Origin of the sequence: Bacillus sp. RCC_6_1, from assembly GCF_041360755.1 — a bacterium.
In the GTDB taxonomy this organism is placed as follows: domain Bacteria; phylum Bacillota; class Bacilli; order Bacillales; family Bacillaceae_G; genus Bacillus_A; species Bacillus_A cereus.
Map to the genome: position 1 here is coordinate 1,123,426 of NZ_JBFUPV010000001.1, position 18,568 is coordinate 1,141,993.

The following is an 18,568-nucleotide window of genomic DNA, read 5'->3' on the forward strand; positions in this document are numbered from 1 at the left end:
TTAAAAGATTAAATTACGAATTTATATCGTTTTTACCTGTGACAATATTTTCTACATTTGTTAAGTGATCTAGCATTGCTTGCTGCGCTAATTCTACATCTTGTTTTAACACCGCATCATATATAACTTGATGCTCTTCTATAAGTCGTTCTGATGTCGTTTGTTCACCATATAAAATAATGCGTCTTGATTCACCAATCGTTTCAGCAATCATCTCTGAAACATGATTCATGAGTTCAAGCAAAATGCTATTATGCGAAGACTCTGCAATTCCCATATGAAATTGAAAATCGGCTTTTTCGCCAGCCTTTTCATCTCCAATGCTCTTTGCCATTTCATCTAACCAATGTTTCATATTTTGTAAATTATCTTCCGTACGTTTTGCCGCCGCTACTCGAACTGCCCCCACTTCAAGCACCTTTCGTACTTCTAATAAATTCAAAATATCTTCTTTCTTCATTAATAATCTATTGTTTAATGATTTCGTTAATGAAGAAGAATCGAAGTTCTTCACATATGTACCTTCTCCTTGTTTCATCTCAATTAAGCCCATCGCTCTTAGCGCACTTAGCGCTTCACGAACAGCAGATCTGCCAACTTGAAACTGCTCAGCTAATTGATGCACAGGAAGTAGTTTGTCACCAGGTTTTAACGTACCATTTTTAATCATTGTTAAAATAGCTTCAGATACTTCTTCGTAAATTTTTTTCGGTTTAATAGATTTGTACTCCAGTTAAATCACCTCAGTATCTTCCAAACAACAATTGAAACGATTTATAAGAACTTTGCATCATAACTATTTTAGACCGAATTGATAAGAAGTACAAATGTTTTGTTCATAAAATAGTCAAATTTTCGATATTTATTACATATTAATTTATATTTTTACGTATAAAGTGAAACTTTAATCAGTGAGGGTTTTGTTCATCCCCCACTGATTATTAGCCCTCACCAATCGGGCTTTTACGGGCAGCAGTGCCTCCACCTAACTTCTTTGCTTCCGCTGAATTTTGAGGTGAGGGTCTTACTGACCGGAGAATAGCGGGATAAATATTTTCTTCAATATAAAGAACATGCCCTAAAAATTAGAACATGCCCCCCTCATCCTGTACATTCAGTTTAATAATAACCGTTGTTCCCTTATCTTTTTCACTTTCAATTTTCCACTGTCCACCATGTATATGAACAATTTGTTTCACAATAGCAAGGCCTAAACCTGTTCCACCATGTTGACGACTTCTCGCTTTATCAACTCGGTAAAAGCGTTCCCCAAGATTCTCCAAATGCTCTATATCAATGCCAATTCCTGTATCTTTTATTTTTAATTCACAGTAATCATCGATTTGCTCTAAAGTTATAACGATATTTCCTTTTTGATTTGTATACCGTATCGCATTATCTAACACATTATGAAGCACTTGTTGCATACGATCCTCATCAATCATGACAATGACCTCTGGATTTAAATTGGTTGAAATATGAATTTCCTTTTCTATAAACTTAATCTCATACGTATCTAATACGTCTTCAATCAGCTGTGAAAAAACGATAGGTTGCTTCTTTAACGGAAAGTGCTCACCTTCTAATTGTGCTAAGTCTAACAAGTCATGAACGAGACGCTGCATACGACCTGCTTCTTTATGAATTAGCTGAGTTACTTTTTCCTGCTGAGCTCCCTTTGCAACACCATCTAAAATAGCCTCGCTATACCCTTTTATATAACTAAGTGGTGTTCTAAGTTCATGCGAAACATTTGCTAAAAATTCCTTACGCTTTACATCTTCTGTTTCTAATGAATTTGCCATTTTATTAAATGCTTTTCCTAATCGTCCAATTTCATCCTCTGAAGAAACTGTAATCCGCTCCGAAAAATCTCCCGTAGCCAAATGATTTGCAACCCGCTCCATTTGCGAAAGTGGCTTCGTAATTGCAATTATAATTTTTCTTCCAACCCATATCGTAATTAAAATCATAGCAATTGCTAGCGGTGCTAAAATAAGACCCATATCATAGATTAAATCTTTTATACTTTTTAAAGGAATATACGAATAGACAATTCCGACTAATTTTTTATTTTCCAATACAGGAATGACAACCCCCATAATATTACGGTCAAAATGTTCTTCATATCCTATTTTTGTCACAGTTTTCCCATCTAATAGCGTTTGCCTATCTCCTTCACTTATAAGAGAATGATGATGCACATCAAAAGGCAAACATGCGCTTAAATCACGCGGATTAGATACGAAAATAACGTCTGAACTAGATATTTGATCAAACGATCTTACTTTCTCTTCAAAAGTTGATATTCCTTCACGCTTATCATATTGAGCAGCAAGACTTTTCCCTTCCATTACTAACGAAGTTTTTAAATTATCAACGTATAACTTTTCATACGAGTATAAAGATACGAAATAAAGAAAGGACACTGTTACACATACTGCACATACTACTGTAAGCCAAAGTTTTTGTACCATCGTAAACATATGTTACACCTCAAATTTATAGCCTACACCCCAAACAGTTTGAATGTAGTTTCCACTTTCTCCAAGCTTCAAGCGCATCGTTTTCACGTGCGTATCTACTGTTCTTGTACTTCCGGCATAATCATATCCCCATACCTTTTCAAGTAATTGCTCCCGGCTAAATACTTGTCCTGTATGCTGACAAAGAAAATATAGTAAATCAAACTCTTTTACAGTAAGAGAAATCGACTCACCATTCGCCTCAATTCGTCTGCTTTTTTCATTGATAAGAATTGGTCCAAATTGAATCTCTTCTTGCTGTTCTTGCTTTGTATATCTTCTTAGTACAGCTTCCATACGGGCAACCAATTCACCAGGACTAAACGGTTTTACAATATAATCATCTGCTCCCATACGTAAGCCATTCACCCTATTCCACTCTTCACCTTTTGCGGTTAAAAATATAATCGGCACATCTGACATTTTTCTAATTTCTTTACAAACTGAAAGTCCATCCATTTCTGGCATCATTATATCTAATACAACGAAATCATAATGATCCGTTTCTAGTTTTTTAAGAGCCTCTTTTCCGTTTTCAGCTTCTCCCCACTCATATCCAAAGTTATCCAAATACATTCCAACAAGCTGCCTCATATCACTTTCATCATCTACAACTAGCACTCTATATTTATTCATTGTCCTTCCCTTCCCTCTCTATGAGTTGAAACGGTCCTTTTCCGACTTTAATTGTTTGTTTTATTTTCATACTCTTCATATCCATGACGCACACTTCATCACTATCATAACTTGCTACATATCCTTCTGCTCCGCTTTTCAAAAATGCAAATGGATTTGAGCCTATTTCAACGGAAGCTACCTCTTTATACGTACTAGTATCAAATTTTCTAAGCATATTCGAACCGTGGCTTAATGCATATACGTACTTATTATCTTTCGTTATGTTCACAGGCATAAATGGAGCGTGTAAAGAACGCACCATTTCTCCACTCTGTAAAGAATACACTAACACTTTCTCATTCACTTGATTTCCATCACCATGCCCGCCAATCCATATTTCTTTCCCATCAGGACTAATCGTCGCTCCTGTTGATGCTGGCGGAATCATAAAGGATTGAACAACTTCTTTTTTCTTCGTATCAATTGTCGTTAGTTTCGTATCATAAAAGTTTAGTACAGATAACCGATTCTGATACTCTACCATCGTTATAGGCCCTTTTCCTGTTGAAACATTTCCTGTCTCTTTCCCATTTATCGTAAAGAACCTTACCTTTTGAACATTTTGATCAGCAGCAAATAATTGTTTTTTATCTGCTGATACGACCACATTTACAATGCCCTTTCCAGTTTTATATTTTTCCACTTGCCTTCCTTCCGCTAGTGAATATACATACATATATTCTAATTGCTTACCGTATACAAGTATTTCATCGCCATTTGGAAGCAGTGTGATTCCGGCCATTGGCTCATTTAGTTCCCATGTCGTAATTAACTTTTTATCCTTTTTATTAATAAAACTAATACTGCCTTCTTTTATATTCGTAGTTATAATAACATTTTTATCTTTAGCAATTGGTGTATATGAACTTCCTTGACACCCTACTAATAGAAATAAAAAACAGAGAAGAAAAACATACTTTCTCAAAAGATTCCCTCCATCTTCAGATGATTTCGTTATAATTGTAAAATAACAAATAAATGTGTGGAAAGTGTGAAATTCCCCTTTCTTACTCAATTTACATATATAATGTACAACAAATAGAATTTGAGGTGTGTCAATTATGCTATTTCCTGATTTAGCGAATAAAATTGTACGAGAAGTACGCAGACTAATTACAGAAAATATAATTATCATTAATATAGAAGGCGTTATTATCGCAAGTACAGATACAGAAAGAATTGGCCAATTTCATGAAGGTGCACTCCGCTGCGCTAAACAAAAGAAAACCGTCATCATTACAAAAGAAGATGAAAGGCGATTGCAAGGTGTAAAGGCTGGGATGAATCTTCCTCTATTATTTCATGATGAAGTAATTGGTGTCATTGGGATTACCGGAGAACCTGAAAATATTTCACGCTACGGAGAAATATTGCGTAAGATGACCGAATTATTAATTCATGAAAACTACTTTTTAGAGCAATTAGAACTTGAGCACCGTTCTTATGAAGCTTTTGTCTTTGATTGGCTTCAAAATACAGAGTGGTCCCCGAGTTTTCTTGATCGTGCCAAAACACTTGGCATTGATTTATATAAGAAAAAACAACTTGTTTTGTTTTCTATTGGCAAAAATGACACAATGCTCCAGCGTAAAATATGGCAACATGTACGAAATATTTTAACAAAAGAGCATCTATTTGTTCGCTGGGGAAATGATCGTTTTATTTTATTTACAGCGATGAGCTCCAAAGAACAAACTTATCAGTTTTTAAAACGGTTAAAACAAGACTGCGAAGCTTTATTTTCTATTCCTTTATATATCGGGATTGGGCAAACAGTTACCCCAAACAATATGAACATATGTTACGAACAAGCATTACGTGCTCTTTCTGTATCATTGGAAACGAAAAAAATTGTATTTAATGAAGATTTACGTTTAGAAATGTGTTTACAAGATATTTCTGCCGAAACGCGTGAACAATTTCTAGAGCGTACCATCGAAAGCTTACTATCATCTCCTGAGCTTATGCACACTTTACGCTTATTTATCGATTATAACCAATCTTATAAACAGACAGCTAAACAATTACATATACACATTAACACCTTACATTATAGGCTAAAAAAGATTGAAGAACATACAGGACTTGATCCAAAACAATTCAAAGACTTAAACGTTTTATACTTCGCACTCCTCCTATTAGATAATCATACAAAAAATAACGATAAAACAGATTAATCTTTAGATGATTATACATAGAAAGAATCCCTCGACTTTTTTATCATTATAATGAAAGCACTGTTACCACGTTGTTTATTATAACTAAACATGTTAACAGTTTGAGGGGGATTTCCAATGTTAGAAAAACAAATTATTCATTCATTCGTATCTATTGTTGGCGAAGATAATGTAGATACATCCAATATGGGGCGTTTAACTTATAGTTATGATGCCACTCCAAACTTCCAAGCAATGCCTGATGCAGTCATTGCTCCTCGTAATACAAATGAAGTAGCTGAAGTGTTAAAAGTATGTAACACTCACAAAATCCCTGTGTATGTGCGCGGGTCTGGAACAAACCTTTGCGCAGGAACATGTCCACTTGAAGGCGGTATCGTCCTTATTTTCCGCCATATGAACAATATTTTAGAAATTGATGAAGAAAACTTAACAATTACTGTACAAGCTGGTGTCATTACACTTGATATTATTAAAGCGGTAGAAGAAAAAGGTTTATTTTATCCACCAGATCCAAGCTCGATGAAAATTTCTACAATCGGCGGTAATATTAATGAAAACTCAGGTGGATTACGCGGTTTGAAATATGGCGTAACACGTGATTATGTAATGGGGCTTGAACTTGTCTTACCAAATGGCGATATTATTCGCACTGGTGGTAAATTAGCAAAAGATGTAGCTGGTTACGATTTAACTCGTTTATTTATCGGTTCTGAAGGAACACTTGGCGTGGTAACAGAAGCTATATTAAAACTTGTTCCTATGCCTGAAACAAAGAAAACAATGCTTGCACTATATGAAGATATTAATGAAGCTGCACGTGCTGTTTCTTCTATTATTGCAAATAAAATCATTCCAGCAACACTGGAGTTTTTAGACCAACCGACAATTGAAGTAGTAGAAGAGTTTGCACAAATCGGTTTACCTACAGATGTAAAAGCAATTTTATTAATCGAACAAGACGGTCCGCCCGAAGTAGTCAATCGAGATATTGAAAAAATGGCTAACGTTTGTCACTCTATGAATGCGGTTGATGTTCGCGTTGCAAAAGATGAAACAGAAGCAGATGCGCTTCGTACCGCTCGTCGTAGTGCCCTATCAGCGCTTGCAAGATTAAAACCTACTACAATATTAGAAGATGCAACTGTACCACGTTCACAAATAGCTCCAATGGTTGAAGCTATTAATACCATTGCAAAAAAATATAATATTCCTATTTGTACGTTTGGGCACGCTGGTGATGGTAACTTACATCCAACTTGTATGACAGACGCTCGTAATGCAGAAGAAATGCACCGAGCTGAGCAAGCTTTTGCTGAAATATTTGCGAAAGCAATTGAACTTGGTGGCACAATTACTGGTGAACATGGTGTTGGTGCAATGAAAGCTCCATATTTAGAAATGAAATTAGGTAAAGAAGGTATTGCAGCTATGCAAGGAATAAAGCAAGCTTTCGATCCAAATAACATTATGAATCCTGGAAAAATGTTCGCGAAAGACACTCGAAAAAGAGTGGTGGTTGAGCGATGACCACATTAAATAAAGAAAATATTCAAAAAGAATTTAAAGAACGATTAAGTGAAGATGAATTACTAAACTGTATGCGATGCGGTTTTTGTTTACCTACTTGTCCTACCTACATTCAATCTGGATATAAAGAGTCACATTCACCTCGCGGACGTATCGCATTAATGAAAGCAGTCGTTGATGGTTTAATCGAGCCAGATGAAGATGTTGAAAATACATTAAACGTTTGTCTTGGCTGCCGTGCTTGTGAGCCTGTTTGTCCATCTGGTGTAAATTATGGACATTTATTAGAAGAAGCTCGTGATATTATTAATCAAAATAAAAAATTCTCAGTGCCAGTGAAAGCTGTTCGAAAAGTCGTTTTTGAAGGATTATTCCCCCATCAAAATCGAATGAGAACATTAACTGGACTAATCGGATTTTATCAACGTTCTGGTTTACAAACGCTAACACATAAAACAGGGATTATGAAGTTATTCCCTGAAACCCTTGCAACGATGGATCTCGTTTTACCAAAAGTCCCTAAAATGAAAGCGATGAAAGATCGTCCTTCATTTTTACCTGCAGAAAGTACAAAGAAAAAACAAGTTGCATTCTTCACAGGCTGCTTAATGGATACGATGTTTTTAGAAACAAATAACGCAACGATGAAACTTCTTCAATTAGCTGGTTGTGATATCGTTATTCCGAAAACACAAAGTTGCTGCGGTGCATTGCATGGACATGCTGGTGAAAAGAGTGGAGCAAAAGAATTAGCAAAGCGAAATATAAAAGCATTCGAAGATTTAAACATCGACTATATTATTACGAATGCAGGTGGTTGCGGGGCTTATCTTGTAGACTATGATTATCTTTTAAAGGATGATCCGGATTGGGCTGAACGTGCTAAGCAGTTTGTTTCTAAAATTAAAGATATTACTGCTATACTAGTAGAACTAGACTTCCATAAGCGAACTGACTTACGACTCACGCCGCAAGTTATTACGTATCAAGACTCTTGTCATTTACGCAATGTTATGCGCACATCTTCTGAACCTCGTATGTTACTAGAGGCTATCCAAGGTGCAACATATCGAGAAATGAAAGATGCCGACCGCTGCTGTGGCTCTGCTGGTATTTACAATATTGTTCATTCAGAGTTATCAATGGAATTTCTAGATTACAAAATGGACCGTGTGCATGAAACAGAAGCAGCAACCATTGTTACTGCAAATCCAGGTTGTTTATTACAAATGAAATTGGGCATTGAGCGAGAAGGGCTTTCTCATAAAATGAGAGGAATTCACATTGTGGATTTATTATTAGAAGCAATTGAAACTAACTCGTAACATACGTAATAATAGGAAAACGGCTATCTCCTTCGTCTATGTAAAGAGATAGCCGCTTTTTTGTCTGCTACAACATTAAAAATATGTTACTTTACTATAAAAAAGAACAACAGAAACATTACAGTTTTGTAAAAATCAATCCATTATATTCCTCAAAAAATCGTTCAAACCATTGATACAATAGGATTCTTCATTTTCTATTTAGGTAACTTTATCCAGAAACCCCCTCTTAAAACCAAGTATAAAAACACTATAAATTCCTTTTATACTCTATATTTCTCTTATTTTTGCTCCCTTCTTCTCTTAGGATAAATTAGGTAATTTTAAAGTCTATGAATTTTTTTCCATCTTTTTTCTCGCAAATTGTATGCTACGATGAATTTGTCAGTCAGACAGGCTGTCAAAAACAAATCGTGTGAAAACAAATTAAAACTTTATATAGGGGGACACACATCATGAAAAAACGTGTTTTATTATCTGTAGCTGCTGCAACAGCTCTTACTTTAGGAGTATCTTCTCTAGATGCACAAGCTGCAACAGTACAACCATCTAACGTAAAGGTTCAAAATATTCAGCATTCAAAAGTGATGATGAAACAAATGAGCCAACAAGAATTACAAGCATTCTTACAATCTATGGGAGTTGAATCATTAGCACAATGGCAACAAGGAAACTTCCAACCAAACTGCTTCATTCCTGGTCAACAACCTACTGAAAATGTTGTAACTGAGCAACCAACAGCTAAGCCAGAAACTCAAAAGCCAGTTGAACAAAAACCTGCCGAGCAAAAGCCTGCTGAAGAAGTTCAAAAACCAGAAGCTCAAAAACCTGCTGAAAACAACAATACTCAAAAACCTGCTGAACAAAAACCAGCTGAGCAAAAGCCTGCTGAAGAAGCAAAATCTTTAAGCGAGTTCGAACAACGTGTTGTTGAATTAACAAACGCTGAGCGTGCAAAACAAGGCTTACCAGCACTAAAAATCGATACTGAATTAAGCAAAGTAGCACGTATTAAATCTGAAGATATGCAAAAAAACAACTACTTTGATCATAACAGCCCTACATACGGGTCTCCGTTTGACATGATGAAGAAATTTGGTATTTCTTATACATCTGCAGGTGAAAACATCGCTCAAGGTCAACGTACACCTGAAGAAGTAGTACAAGCTTGGATGAACAGCGCTGGACACCGTGCAAACATCTTAAATAACGGCTTCACTCACATCGGTGTTGGTTATGTAGAAAGCGGCAACTACTGGACACAACAATTTATTACGAAGTAAATAGATTAAAAGAGTCTTCTCATAATGAGAAGACTCTTTTTTAAGTTTCATAGCTTTCTATTATGTATGAATAGAAAATATATAACATAAACAACATAGATCCACAGCTTATTACACTAAGCAATACATAAAATCCCCACTCTAAGTTCAAAAACAATGAAAACAATATGCCCCATGCCATCACTTGAAAAATCCGTCTACTCACTAAACGAATTTTTTGTAATTTAATTGGGTCTTTTTCTTTTTCCTTTTCTTTGCCTTTTATGTTCTTAAATTCTTTACTCAGCATAAAAAGAAACATACTAATCCCAATCGTTAATCCTGTTTGAAAGGATATCACCTTCCTAAAATTAATAAAGAGGATAAGCATATGAATAAACAACATAAATAACGTAATTTTCTTTATAAAGCCGCCTATAATACCATGCTCTCTTTCATTAAACTTAAATATATTATGTGAAATAATATACAAAAATCCATATGAAAAAATAATAAAACAAGGAATAAATGCTACAACAACTTGTTTACTCATAAACTCGTTTGGCTCACCATTTACATTCCAATGTACTGCCATACGATTTGGTAAATAGGGATAGAGAAATAGAGTAAGTAAAAGACAAGCGAAAAATATTCCAAGTACATACTTATATTTGATCAAGTGATTCTCACCTCTCTTTTCTCTTAACGGCTTCGCTTCTTTTAGAGAAATCCCTGCAAAAATCTACTTTTTTCAAGTTAAAACTTATACTTTACGCATTTTCTTTTTGAAATTCTTTTATTTTTTTATTTAACTTTGTAGGAAACGGCACATCAACTTCAATTGCTTCTTTCGTAATTGGATGCAAGAAATTTATCTTCATCGCATGCAATGCTTGACTGGACATATATTTTGTTTGTCCACCATATAATACATCCCCAACTAGTGGATTACCATTATGACTCATATGAACACGAATTTGATGTGTTCTACCCGTTTCTAATTGTAACGTTACGAAAGTCGTGTTTTGCTTCTTAAAATACTTTTCTACTTTATAATATGTGATAGCTTGGTCACCTTTTGGAGAAATACGACGCCTTGTAGCATGATGGCGGTCCCTTCCGATAGCAGCATCAATCTTTCCTTGTTTCTTCTTTACTTTCCCTTCAACGAGCGCTGCGTACGTTCTTTTAATTTTTCTTTCCATTAATAGACGATCCATAATTGCACCAGCAATTCTATGCTTAGCAAACACGACACCACCTGTCGTATCTTTATCTAAACGATGAATATGACGCACCTTCGTCTCTAAACCTTGCATTTGAAAATGAAAAGCAACAAGATTTGCAAGCGTCCCGGTTCCACCTTTTTCAGCAGGGTGTGTGTCCATTTGCTCTGGTTTATTTACGATAAGTACGTGATCATCTTCGTATACTACATGTAATTCACCATATTCTGGATCTACACCGTACTCTTCCTCCGCAAACATATGGACTTGTAACTTATCGTTCTCTTTTAAAAGCTCATTCCATCTTCTTTGTTCCCCGTTAACCGTAACACCTTTTTCCATACGAAGCTGATGTAATAGCTTTTTCGGTATTTCCCATTCTACTTTTAATACCGATTCAATACTTATACCATTCCATTTAGCTGGAACGATAATTTCACACCATTCGCCCTTTTTCTTTGTTTCCATACTGTTTATCACCTTATTTCTATTGATTCTCTCATTGTAACGGAAAACACACTTTGATGCACTGTCAAAAATAGAGGACAGTCTTATAATAGACTGCCCCTCAAGCTCTAAGTCTTTTCATTTCTAATAATACTTCTTCAGCTTTTTGTTCATACGATAAATCTTTAAAGAAATCCGCCAACCTTTTATAATCATTGTAAGCATCTAATAAATCGTCCATCTTTTCTATTTTCATCACTTGTTGTTTTTGTTTCATTTTTACTGGATAGCGATAACCTGATACTTCTTGTATTTTGTAATACTCATCCTCTACTTGAACGACCTTTACAAGTTCTTCCTCTTCTGCATCCATCGTATACCCGTCAAATTCTCTAAGTAGTTCATAAATGATATGAGTCCATTCATCTTTTGGATAAAATCCTTTTTCTAACCGATAACCGACAATGCGATACATATGCCCATCGTTCTCGGCAAACTGTACTGTATCATTTAACTTAAACTTAAAATAACGAAACATTGCCTTCACCTACTTATTATGTAATGTTCTTATCACATACTATTTGCAAAATGTAGGCTTTGCTATTCATAAAAAATGCTCATCAATATGATGAGCATTTTTTATGATGATTTTTCTCGTTTTTTTCGAAATGGTAACCACCAGTTCCAGTCTCCAAATAACTTCATTAAGCTTGGTACGAGCATAAGACGAATAATTGTTGCATCAAGAAATATTGCTAATGCAACGCCAAGACCCATCTGCTTTACTGGTAAAATATCAGTAAAGGCGAATGCACCAGTTACAACAATCATTATTAAAGCAGCTGATGTAATGATTCTACTTGTTGAAACGAGCCCTTCTAACGTTGCTTGATCGTTATCTCCTGTTTCTTCATAGAGCTCATGAATACGTGAAATAAGAAATACTTCATAATCCATACTAAGCCCAAATACGAGGCCAAAAATGAAGATTGGTAAGACAAACAGAACCGGACTCGCTTCTAAACCGAAATGACCACCTTCAAATAACCAAACAACAATTCCAATGGTTGCACTTAAACTAAGTATATTCATAACAATTGCCTTAATTGGAATGAGTATAGATCGGAATGCAAATAATAATATAACAAAGGTCGATCCAAATATAACAGACATACCAATTACAACTTTATCTTTAATTTCATCTTCTAATTCTTGTTGAAACGTCGTCATTCCGCCTAGATAATACGTAACATCCGTTTCTTTATAGTTCTTTTTAAAGTCACGTACCCACTGTTTTGCAGTCTCTGTACGTGGTTTTGTTTTCAAAAAGATTTCTATCGTCGTCTTATTCCCTTGCGTGTATGCTTCAAATACAGGAGTTAGTTTCGCTGATTCTGGCGACTGCAATATTCCAACAACTTGATCTGCTTTCATTCCAGTTAACCCGTCGTATAAACTTCTTACTTCATGTACTTTCTTATCATCTTTTAACTTTTGAACGACTTCTTCTATCTTTTGTAGACTTTCTTTTTCTTTCATATCTTTTTTCGTCTCTACAACTAACGTAACATCAGCGTGTGTTTTGAAAGTTTCATTAAATGCTTCTTCATACTTTTCATATGCAATCCTTGTATCACTCTTTTCAGGTAAAGCTTCAACACCAGGGAACTGCAAATTCGCTGTACGTAATGGTAATAAGCAAATAACAATAAATGTTGTAACAACAATAATCATTGCAATTGGATGTTTCATCACAAATTGTGCAAATTTACGCCATGCTTTTGCCGGCGTATGTGCTACTTGATTCTTTTTTAATATTCTTTTACCTATTAACGATAATAGTGCTGGAAGAAGTGTGAGTGAGAATAAAATGCTCATAATGACAACAATCATTCCGCTAATCGCGACAGATTGAATATAATCTATCTTAAAGAAAAACAAACCGGATAACCCAACAAATACGCATAATCCTGAAAATACAATCGCACGTCCTGCCGTTTGATATGTAATTGCTATCGCTTCTTTTACCGTTCGTTTAGCAACTTCCTCTCGAAAACGGTTCACAAATAATAGCGCAAAATCAATAGATAATGCAAGTCCAATCATCGGCGCAACGTTTAACACGAAAATAGATAGTTCTTTATCAACACCGATGAAATACAATATCCCCATCGTACTAATAACACTAAGCGCCCCATTCAAAATCGGTAAAATTGATGCCAAAAGACTACCAAACGAAAATAGTAATACAAGAAACGCAATTGGTAATCCAATCATTTCTGCTACTTTTAAATCATTTTGCGTTCTTTCATTAATCTCTTGATTAATTTTCGGAAATCCTGTAGGTGTTACTTTTAATGCTACATTACTTTCTTTCTCAATCTCATCAGCAAATTGTAATGTCTTTTCCATTCTTTCTTTATTTGTTTTCCCGGAAAATAAAATTGTCGCATAACCGATGTCATCTTGTAGCATTTCTTTATTTTGGATTGGGTGATGGAAAGATTCATAGCTCTCTTTCTCTTGAACATTCTTTACAATTTCATCTATTCGCTTTTTAAATTCCTCATGCGAAGCATCTTTATTTTTCTCAAAAACGAGCAGTAGCGTATCTTGAGACTTCTTAAAATCTTGATCTAAAATTTCTTTTGTTTTTTGATAGTCGCCTTCCGTTTGGAAACCGTCACCACCTAATACTCCCGGTAACTTTGGAGCAAAAATCCCAAGTGCGATTGCGAGCAACAGTAACGCTACAATTACTGTATAACGAAACTGATACAAAAAGGCTCCTAACTTCCCCCACTTATCAACTTTATGTACGTTTGTCTTCACACATTTTCACCTACTTTAAATAATTCAATTGTCACTTATACTGTATCACATCTTGATATAAACAAAAAACGTCTGGAAAAACTATAATAATAGTTTTTCCAGACGTTTTTCTATCTCTCTTTATTAAGCCCTAATCTCTCAGTAAGTAAACGATGGTAGTAAATCGCGATAATTAACAAAATACCACCTACGCAGTAACCAGCTAAAATATCAGTTGGGTAATGTACATTTAAAATGACTCTACTTAATCCAATCGATAAAATTACTATACCCATCAAAATCGTTGTGACACATTTCCCAGCTACGCTTTTCAAATTAGCAGCAATGATATAAGTAAGAAATCCAAATGTCATAATCGATAGCATTGCATGTCCACTAGGAAAACTATATCCAAGTGCATCTAGCGCTTCATTTAATGACGGACGTTCTCTCTTTACAATCTCTTTTATCCCTTTATTCACAAGATGTGTTATTAAAATCCCCATTGGATATACAATCATCGCAGCATAATAACGCTTCTTCCAAAAAACAAGCAAACTTATAACGAGCGTAGTGACTATCCCAATTGCTGATCCCAATTTTGTAAAGTACGAGAAAAATATAAGAGAACTTTCCGTTTGTAGCCCTCTTACTAATCCACGGACATATGTATCCATCACTGTAACGCCACCTGCATGTACGCGCCAAGCAACAATACCAAATACAGCAAATAACAAACCGATACACATTACCTCATACTGATGTAACTTCTTCTTCAAACGATTTCCTCCTACTATGAAAAAATGCGATTTCTACTTTAGAAACCGCATTTCCTTACTTATTTACCTTTTGTTTTTAGCTCTGTCCAGTAACGATCATAGTCTTTTAACTTATCGTCTACATCAACAAGCCATTCTGTACGATCTAACTCTTCTTTCGTTAAGAAAATCATGTGATTATCACGGTATTCTTTACTATGAAGAGGATGAGCTTTTTCATTTGGATTACTGTAACCAATTGACTCGTAGTTTTTCACACTTACTTTTTCATCTAGTAAGTAGTTCATAAATTTCTCAGCAAGCTCTTTATGTTTTGCACCTTTTGGAATTGCTAACGTATCAGCCCAAATTGTGCCGCCTTCTTTCGGTACAACATATTCTACATCTTTATTATCTTTTGCGATAAATGCTGCATCTCCAGACCAAACTGTTCCGATCCAAGCATCTTCTGTAATGAATTTTTGTTTAATGTTATCTGTATCAAATGCTAATAAGTTTGGAAGCAGCTTCTTTAAATCATCTGCTGCTGTCTTTAATTGTGCATCGTCTTTCGTACTGTTTGAGAACCCGTGCTTCTTAAGACCCACTCCTAATACTTCACGAGAATCGTTCAGTAACGTTACATGTCCTTTATATTTCTCATTCCATAAGTCCGCCCAGCTTGTAGGTGCTTCTTTCACATACTTTTTATTGTATGCAATCCCTGTTACACCCCAAGTGTACACTAAAGAATATTTATTCTCTGGATCAAACGCAGGTGTTTTGAAATTAGAAACCATATTTTCGATATTCGGGATATTCTTTTTATCTAACGGCGCTAATAAGTCCATTTTCGCCATTGTTTTAACCATGTAATCAGACGGCTGGATTAAGTCATACTTTGCGCCACCAGCTTGTAATTTCGCAAGCATTTCTTCATTACTTGCGTACTTGTCATAGTTAATTTTCACATTATATTTCTTTTCAAAATCTTTTAGCACTTGCTCATCAAAATTGTCAGCCCAGCTATAAATATTTAATTCTTCTTTCTTTTCACCACAACCAGCAAGCACACCAGCAACAAGGCTAAAACTAATTGCTGCGCCAGCTATTCTTTTCATTAATTTCATCGGTTTATTACCCCCTTGTACTTTCTATATCGTTCGTATTATAAAGGAAGGTGTCCTCCAGAGTTTTCTTCACCATCTGCACCTTTATTCCGGAAGATTTCAGATAGAACCATTAATCCTACGATAGCAACAATTAAAATTGTAGAAAGAGCATTGATTTCTGGTGATACTCCGCGCTTAACCATACTGTAAATGTATAGTGGCAATGTTGTTGATCCTGGTCCTGATACGAAGAAACTAATTACAAAATCATCAATTGATAATGTGAATGTTAATAATGCTGCCGAAATAACTCCCGGTGCAATTGCTGGGAACGTTACATAACGAAACGTTTGCCAAGGCGTTGCTCCTAAATCATTTGCAGCTTCTTCTAAGTCACGTCCCATACTTGAAAGACGCGCAGCTAAAATAACAACAACAAACGAAATACTAAATGTAATATGTGCAATAATAATCGTTGTTTGTCCAAGTTCCATTCCTAACTGGCTGAAAAGAATTAGTAAAGATAATCCCATTAAAATATCAGGAATTAAAATTGGTAAATATACAAGGCCATTAATAGCCCCTTCAAAACGATATTTATAACGATGTAAAGCGATTGCAAAGAATACACCAAGTACCGTTGTCACAATCGTTGTTATAACTGCAATCGTAATACTATTTACAAATGCATCAATAACATCTTGTTTTTGAAATAAATCTGTATACCAATGGAATGTAAAACCTTCCCACTCCGCATTAATGCGAGAGTCGTTGAAAGAATAGACCATTAAAACCATCATTGGAAAATACAAGAATAACAAAATTAACCAAGAATAAGAAACTAAAAACTTCTTCATCTTTGCCTATTCCCCTCCGTTCTCATTATATTTATATACTTTCGTTGCACGATAATATAAGTAAATTAACAGAACAGAGAATAGAACAACGATAATCGATAACGCAGATCCAAACGGCCAGTCACGTGCACCTAAGAATTGATTTTGAATAACGTTTCCAATTAATGCTACTTTCGATCCGCCCATCACGTCTGATACAACAAACATTCCGATAGAAGAAACGAATACTAAAATAGAACCAGTCGCAATTCCTGACATCGTCATCGGCACTGTTATATTCCAAAATGCCTTTATTGGTGTTGCTCCTAAATCATAAGCCGCTTCTAGCTTACGCTTATCCAACTGCTCAATTGCTGCATACACTGGTAAAATCATAAATGGTAATAAAGAATAGACCATTCCGAGTATTACAGAAGGAGTATTATATAATAAATTTAACGGTTCACTAATAATGCCAAGCTTTAATAACAACGTATTCACAAGACCTTGTGAACGTAAAATAACAATCCATGCGTATGAACGAACAAGAAAGTTAATCCAAAACGGGATCGTTGCCAATAATAAAAGAATAGAGCGGTATTTGCGGTCAACAATTGTAATTGTATACGCAAACGGATAACCAATTAATAAACATATTACTGTTGTAATAACTGCAATTTTAACAGTTTCCCATAACGTTCCTAAGTATAATGGATCAAACACACGGGATATATTCTCCAGCGTAAATTGCATTTCTACTGTCCCGTAAGCTCCGCGCTGCATGAAGGCGAATCCTAATACGAATACGAGCGGGATTAGGAAGAAAATTAACAGCCACGCGACTGTAGGTAGTGCGAGTAATTTCCCTTTTTTCAATTTAAGGTCACCTCGTCCTCTTGCTCCCAGCCTACATATACATTATCTCCAATGCTCCACTGTGCTGCCTCTTCAGCAGTTTGATATGCCATTAGTAATTCTGATGTTTTCTCATCACGTACATAAAGCTTCTCCATATTTCCGACAAACTCGATATCTTCAATATGTCCAAGATGGTATTCTTTTAAAATTGACTCTTCAACCGAACGTACTTTTACATTTTCAGGGCGAATTGCTACATAGCCTTCCCCGTTTTTCACAATATTATTTTCACCGATGAATGTCGCAACGAACAATGTTTTCGGCTTATTGTAAATTTCTTTCGGTGTTCCGATTTGTTCGATATGTCCTTTATTCATAACTACAATACGATCGCTCATGCTCATTGCTTCTTCTTGATCGTGCGTTACGTATATGAACGTAATTCCTAAATTACGTTGTAAGTTTTTCAATTCACGTTGCAAGTCTTTTCGTAACTTAAAGTCAAGCGCTCCAAGTGGCTCATCTAATAGTAATACACGCGGATTATTTACAATCGCTCTTGCAATTGCAACACGCTGCTGTTGTCCACCAGAAAGCTTCGCAGGTTTACGATTACGGAACTCAAGTAACTGCGTTAAACGCATTGCCTCTTCAGCACGCTCTTTCTGCTCTGCTGCTGATACTTTCTGCATTTTCATACCAAAACAAATATTCTTCTCTACTGTCATATGTGGGAATAGTGCGTAATGTTGGAACACTAGGTTCATATGACGCTTATATGGCGGCAAATCGTTAATTCTTTCATCATCTAATAAAAGATTCCCTTTAGTTGGAGTTTCAAATCCTGCGATCATACGAAGTAACGTCGTTTTCCCGCAGCCACTCGGCCCTAAAATTGTTAAAAACTCTCCCTCTTTAATATCTAAAGAAAGAGGTGGGATAATCACTTGATTTCCAAAATGTTTTTCAACTGCTTCAACTTTAATAATCTTTTTCATTTTCCCGTCCTATCTACCTTAAATT

General features: G+C 35.4%; 17 protein-coding genes. 4 read left to right on the forward strand and 13 right to left on the reverse strand.

All coding sequences use genetic code 11. The features are described 5' to 3' along the window. Positions 1-13: 13 nt before the first annotated feature. The 4 genes from AB6801_RS05695 to AB6801_RS05710 form a co-directional block, all read right to left on the reverse strand. Positions 14-703 (reverse strand): FadR/GntR family transcriptional regulator, encoded by a 690-nt coding sequence (locus AB6801_RS05695; protein WP_254905699.1) that lies wholly within the window; start codon positions 701-703, stop codon positions 14-16. 382 nt (positions 704-1,085) lie between these two features. Next, the gene (locus AB6801_RS05700) at positions 1,086-2,486 is read right to left on the reverse strand and encodes a sensor histidine kinase (RefSeq protein ID WP_000494818.1); all 1,401 of its coding nucleotides are present in this window, start codon (positions 2,484-2,486) and stop codon (positions 1,086-1,088) included. A 3-nt stretch (positions 2,487-2,489) separates the two neighbouring features. After that, positions 2,490-3,161 (reverse strand): response regulator transcription factor, encoded by a 672-nt coding sequence (locus tag AB6801_RS05705; RefSeq protein ID WP_097998893.1) that lies wholly within the window; start codon positions 3,159-3,161, stop codon positions 2,490-2,492. Next, on the reverse strand, positions 3,154-4,128 hold the full coding sequence (locus AB6801_RS05710) for a YncE family protein (RefSeq protein WP_097998892.1): 975 nt from the start codon (positions 4,126-4,128) through the stop codon (positions 3,154-3,156). The genes AB6801_RS05705 and AB6801_RS05710 overlap by 8 nt, the downstream gene beginning before the upstream one ends. A gap of 127 nt (positions 4,129-4,255) precedes the next feature. On the opposite strand from AB6801_RS05710, the gene AB6801_RS05715 reads away from it, so the two are divergent. The 4 genes from AB6801_RS05715 to AB6801_RS05730 all read left to right on the forward strand — a co-directional run bounded on the left by AB6801_RS05715 (position 4,256) and on the right by AB6801_RS05730 (position 9,518). After that, a complete protein-coding gene (locus tag AB6801_RS05715; RefSeq protein ID WP_141524868.1) occupies positions 4,256-5,380 on the forward strand; it encodes a CdaR family transcriptional regulator in 1,125 nt (374 codons plus the stop codon). Positions 5,381-5,497: 117 nt separating this feature from the next. After that, complete coding sequence (glcD, locus tag AB6801_RS05720) at positions 5,498-6,910, forward strand: glycolate oxidase subunit GlcD (RefSeq protein ID WP_000890754.1); 1,413 nt, start codon at positions 5,498-5,500, stop codon at positions 6,908-6,910. Continuing rightward, a complete protein-coding gene (locus tag AB6801_RS05725; protein ID WP_000209649.1) occupies positions 6,907-8,235 on the forward strand; it encodes a (Fe-S)-binding protein in 1,329 nt (442 codons plus the stop codon). Before glcD ends, AB6801_RS05725 begins: the two co-directional genes overlap by 4 nt. 455 nt (positions 8,236-8,690) lie before the next feature. Then, complete coding sequence (locus AB6801_RS05730; protein WP_000747596.1) at positions 8,691-9,518, forward strand: CAP domain-containing protein; 828 nt, start codon at positions 8,691-8,693, stop codon at positions 9,516-9,518. Positions 9,519-9,558: 40 nt separating this feature from the next. Here the strand turns inward: AB6801_RS05730 and AB6801_RS05735 are convergent, their stop codons facing one another. From AB6801_RS05735 to potA, 9 genes are all read right to left on the reverse strand, one after another. Then, positions 9,559-10,176 (reverse strand): DUF1648 domain-containing protein, encoded by a 618-nt coding sequence (locus tag AB6801_RS05735; protein WP_097998890.1) that lies wholly within the window; start codon positions 10,174-10,176, stop codon positions 9,559-9,561. A 91-nt stretch (positions 10,177-10,267) separates the two neighbouring features. Next, entirely contained in the window at positions 10,268-11,191 is a 924-nt protein-coding gene (locus AB6801_RS05740) for an RluA family pseudouridine synthase (protein WP_000448320.1), read from the reverse strand. A gap of 100 nt (positions 11,192-11,291) precedes the next feature. Further along, positions 11,292-11,708, reverse strand: a complete 417-nt coding sequence (locus AB6801_RS05745) for a hypothetical protein (protein ID WP_000490301.1) — start codon at positions 11,706-11,708, stop codon at positions 11,292-11,294. Positions 11,709-11,809: 101 nt separating this feature from the next. Continuing rightward, complete coding sequence (locus tag AB6801_RS05750; RefSeq protein ID WP_097862893.1) at positions 11,810-14,002, reverse strand: MMPL family transporter; 2,193 nt, start codon at positions 14,000-14,002, stop codon at positions 11,810-11,812. A 110-nt stretch (positions 14,003-14,112) separates the two neighbouring features. After that, a complete protein-coding gene (locus AB6801_RS05755; RefSeq protein WP_000727790.1) occupies positions 14,113-14,760 on the reverse strand; it encodes a phosphatase PAP2 family protein in 648 nt (215 codons plus the stop codon). A gap of 59 nt (positions 14,761-14,819) precedes the next feature. Next, positions 14,820-15,869 (reverse strand): spermidine/putrescine ABC transporter substrate-binding protein PotD, encoded by a 1,050-nt coding sequence (gene potD / locus AB6801_RS05760; RefSeq protein ID WP_000772485.1) that lies wholly within the window; start codon positions 15,867-15,869, stop codon positions 14,820-14,822. Between the two features lie 38 nt (positions 15,870-15,907). Next, entirely contained in the window at positions 15,908-16,708 is an 801-nt protein-coding gene (gene potC, locus AB6801_RS05765; protein ID WP_000714192.1) for a spermidine/putrescine ABC transporter permease PotC, read from the reverse strand. A gap of 6 nt (positions 16,709-16,714) precedes the next feature. Continuing rightward, complete coding sequence (potB, locus tag AB6801_RS05770) at positions 16,715-17,563, reverse strand: spermidine/putrescine ABC transporter permease PotB (RefSeq protein ID WP_000715500.1); 849 nt, start codon at positions 17,561-17,563, stop codon at positions 16,715-16,717. Then, the gene (potA, locus tag AB6801_RS05775; protein WP_000720336.1) at positions 17,560-18,543 is read right to left on the reverse strand and encodes a spermidine/putrescine ABC transporter ATP-binding protein PotA; all 984 of its coding nucleotides are present in this window, start codon (positions 18,541-18,543) and stop codon (positions 17,560-17,562) included. The genes potB and potA overlap by 4 nt, the downstream gene beginning before the upstream one ends. Between the last annotated feature and the right edge of the window lie 25 nt (positions 18,544-18,568).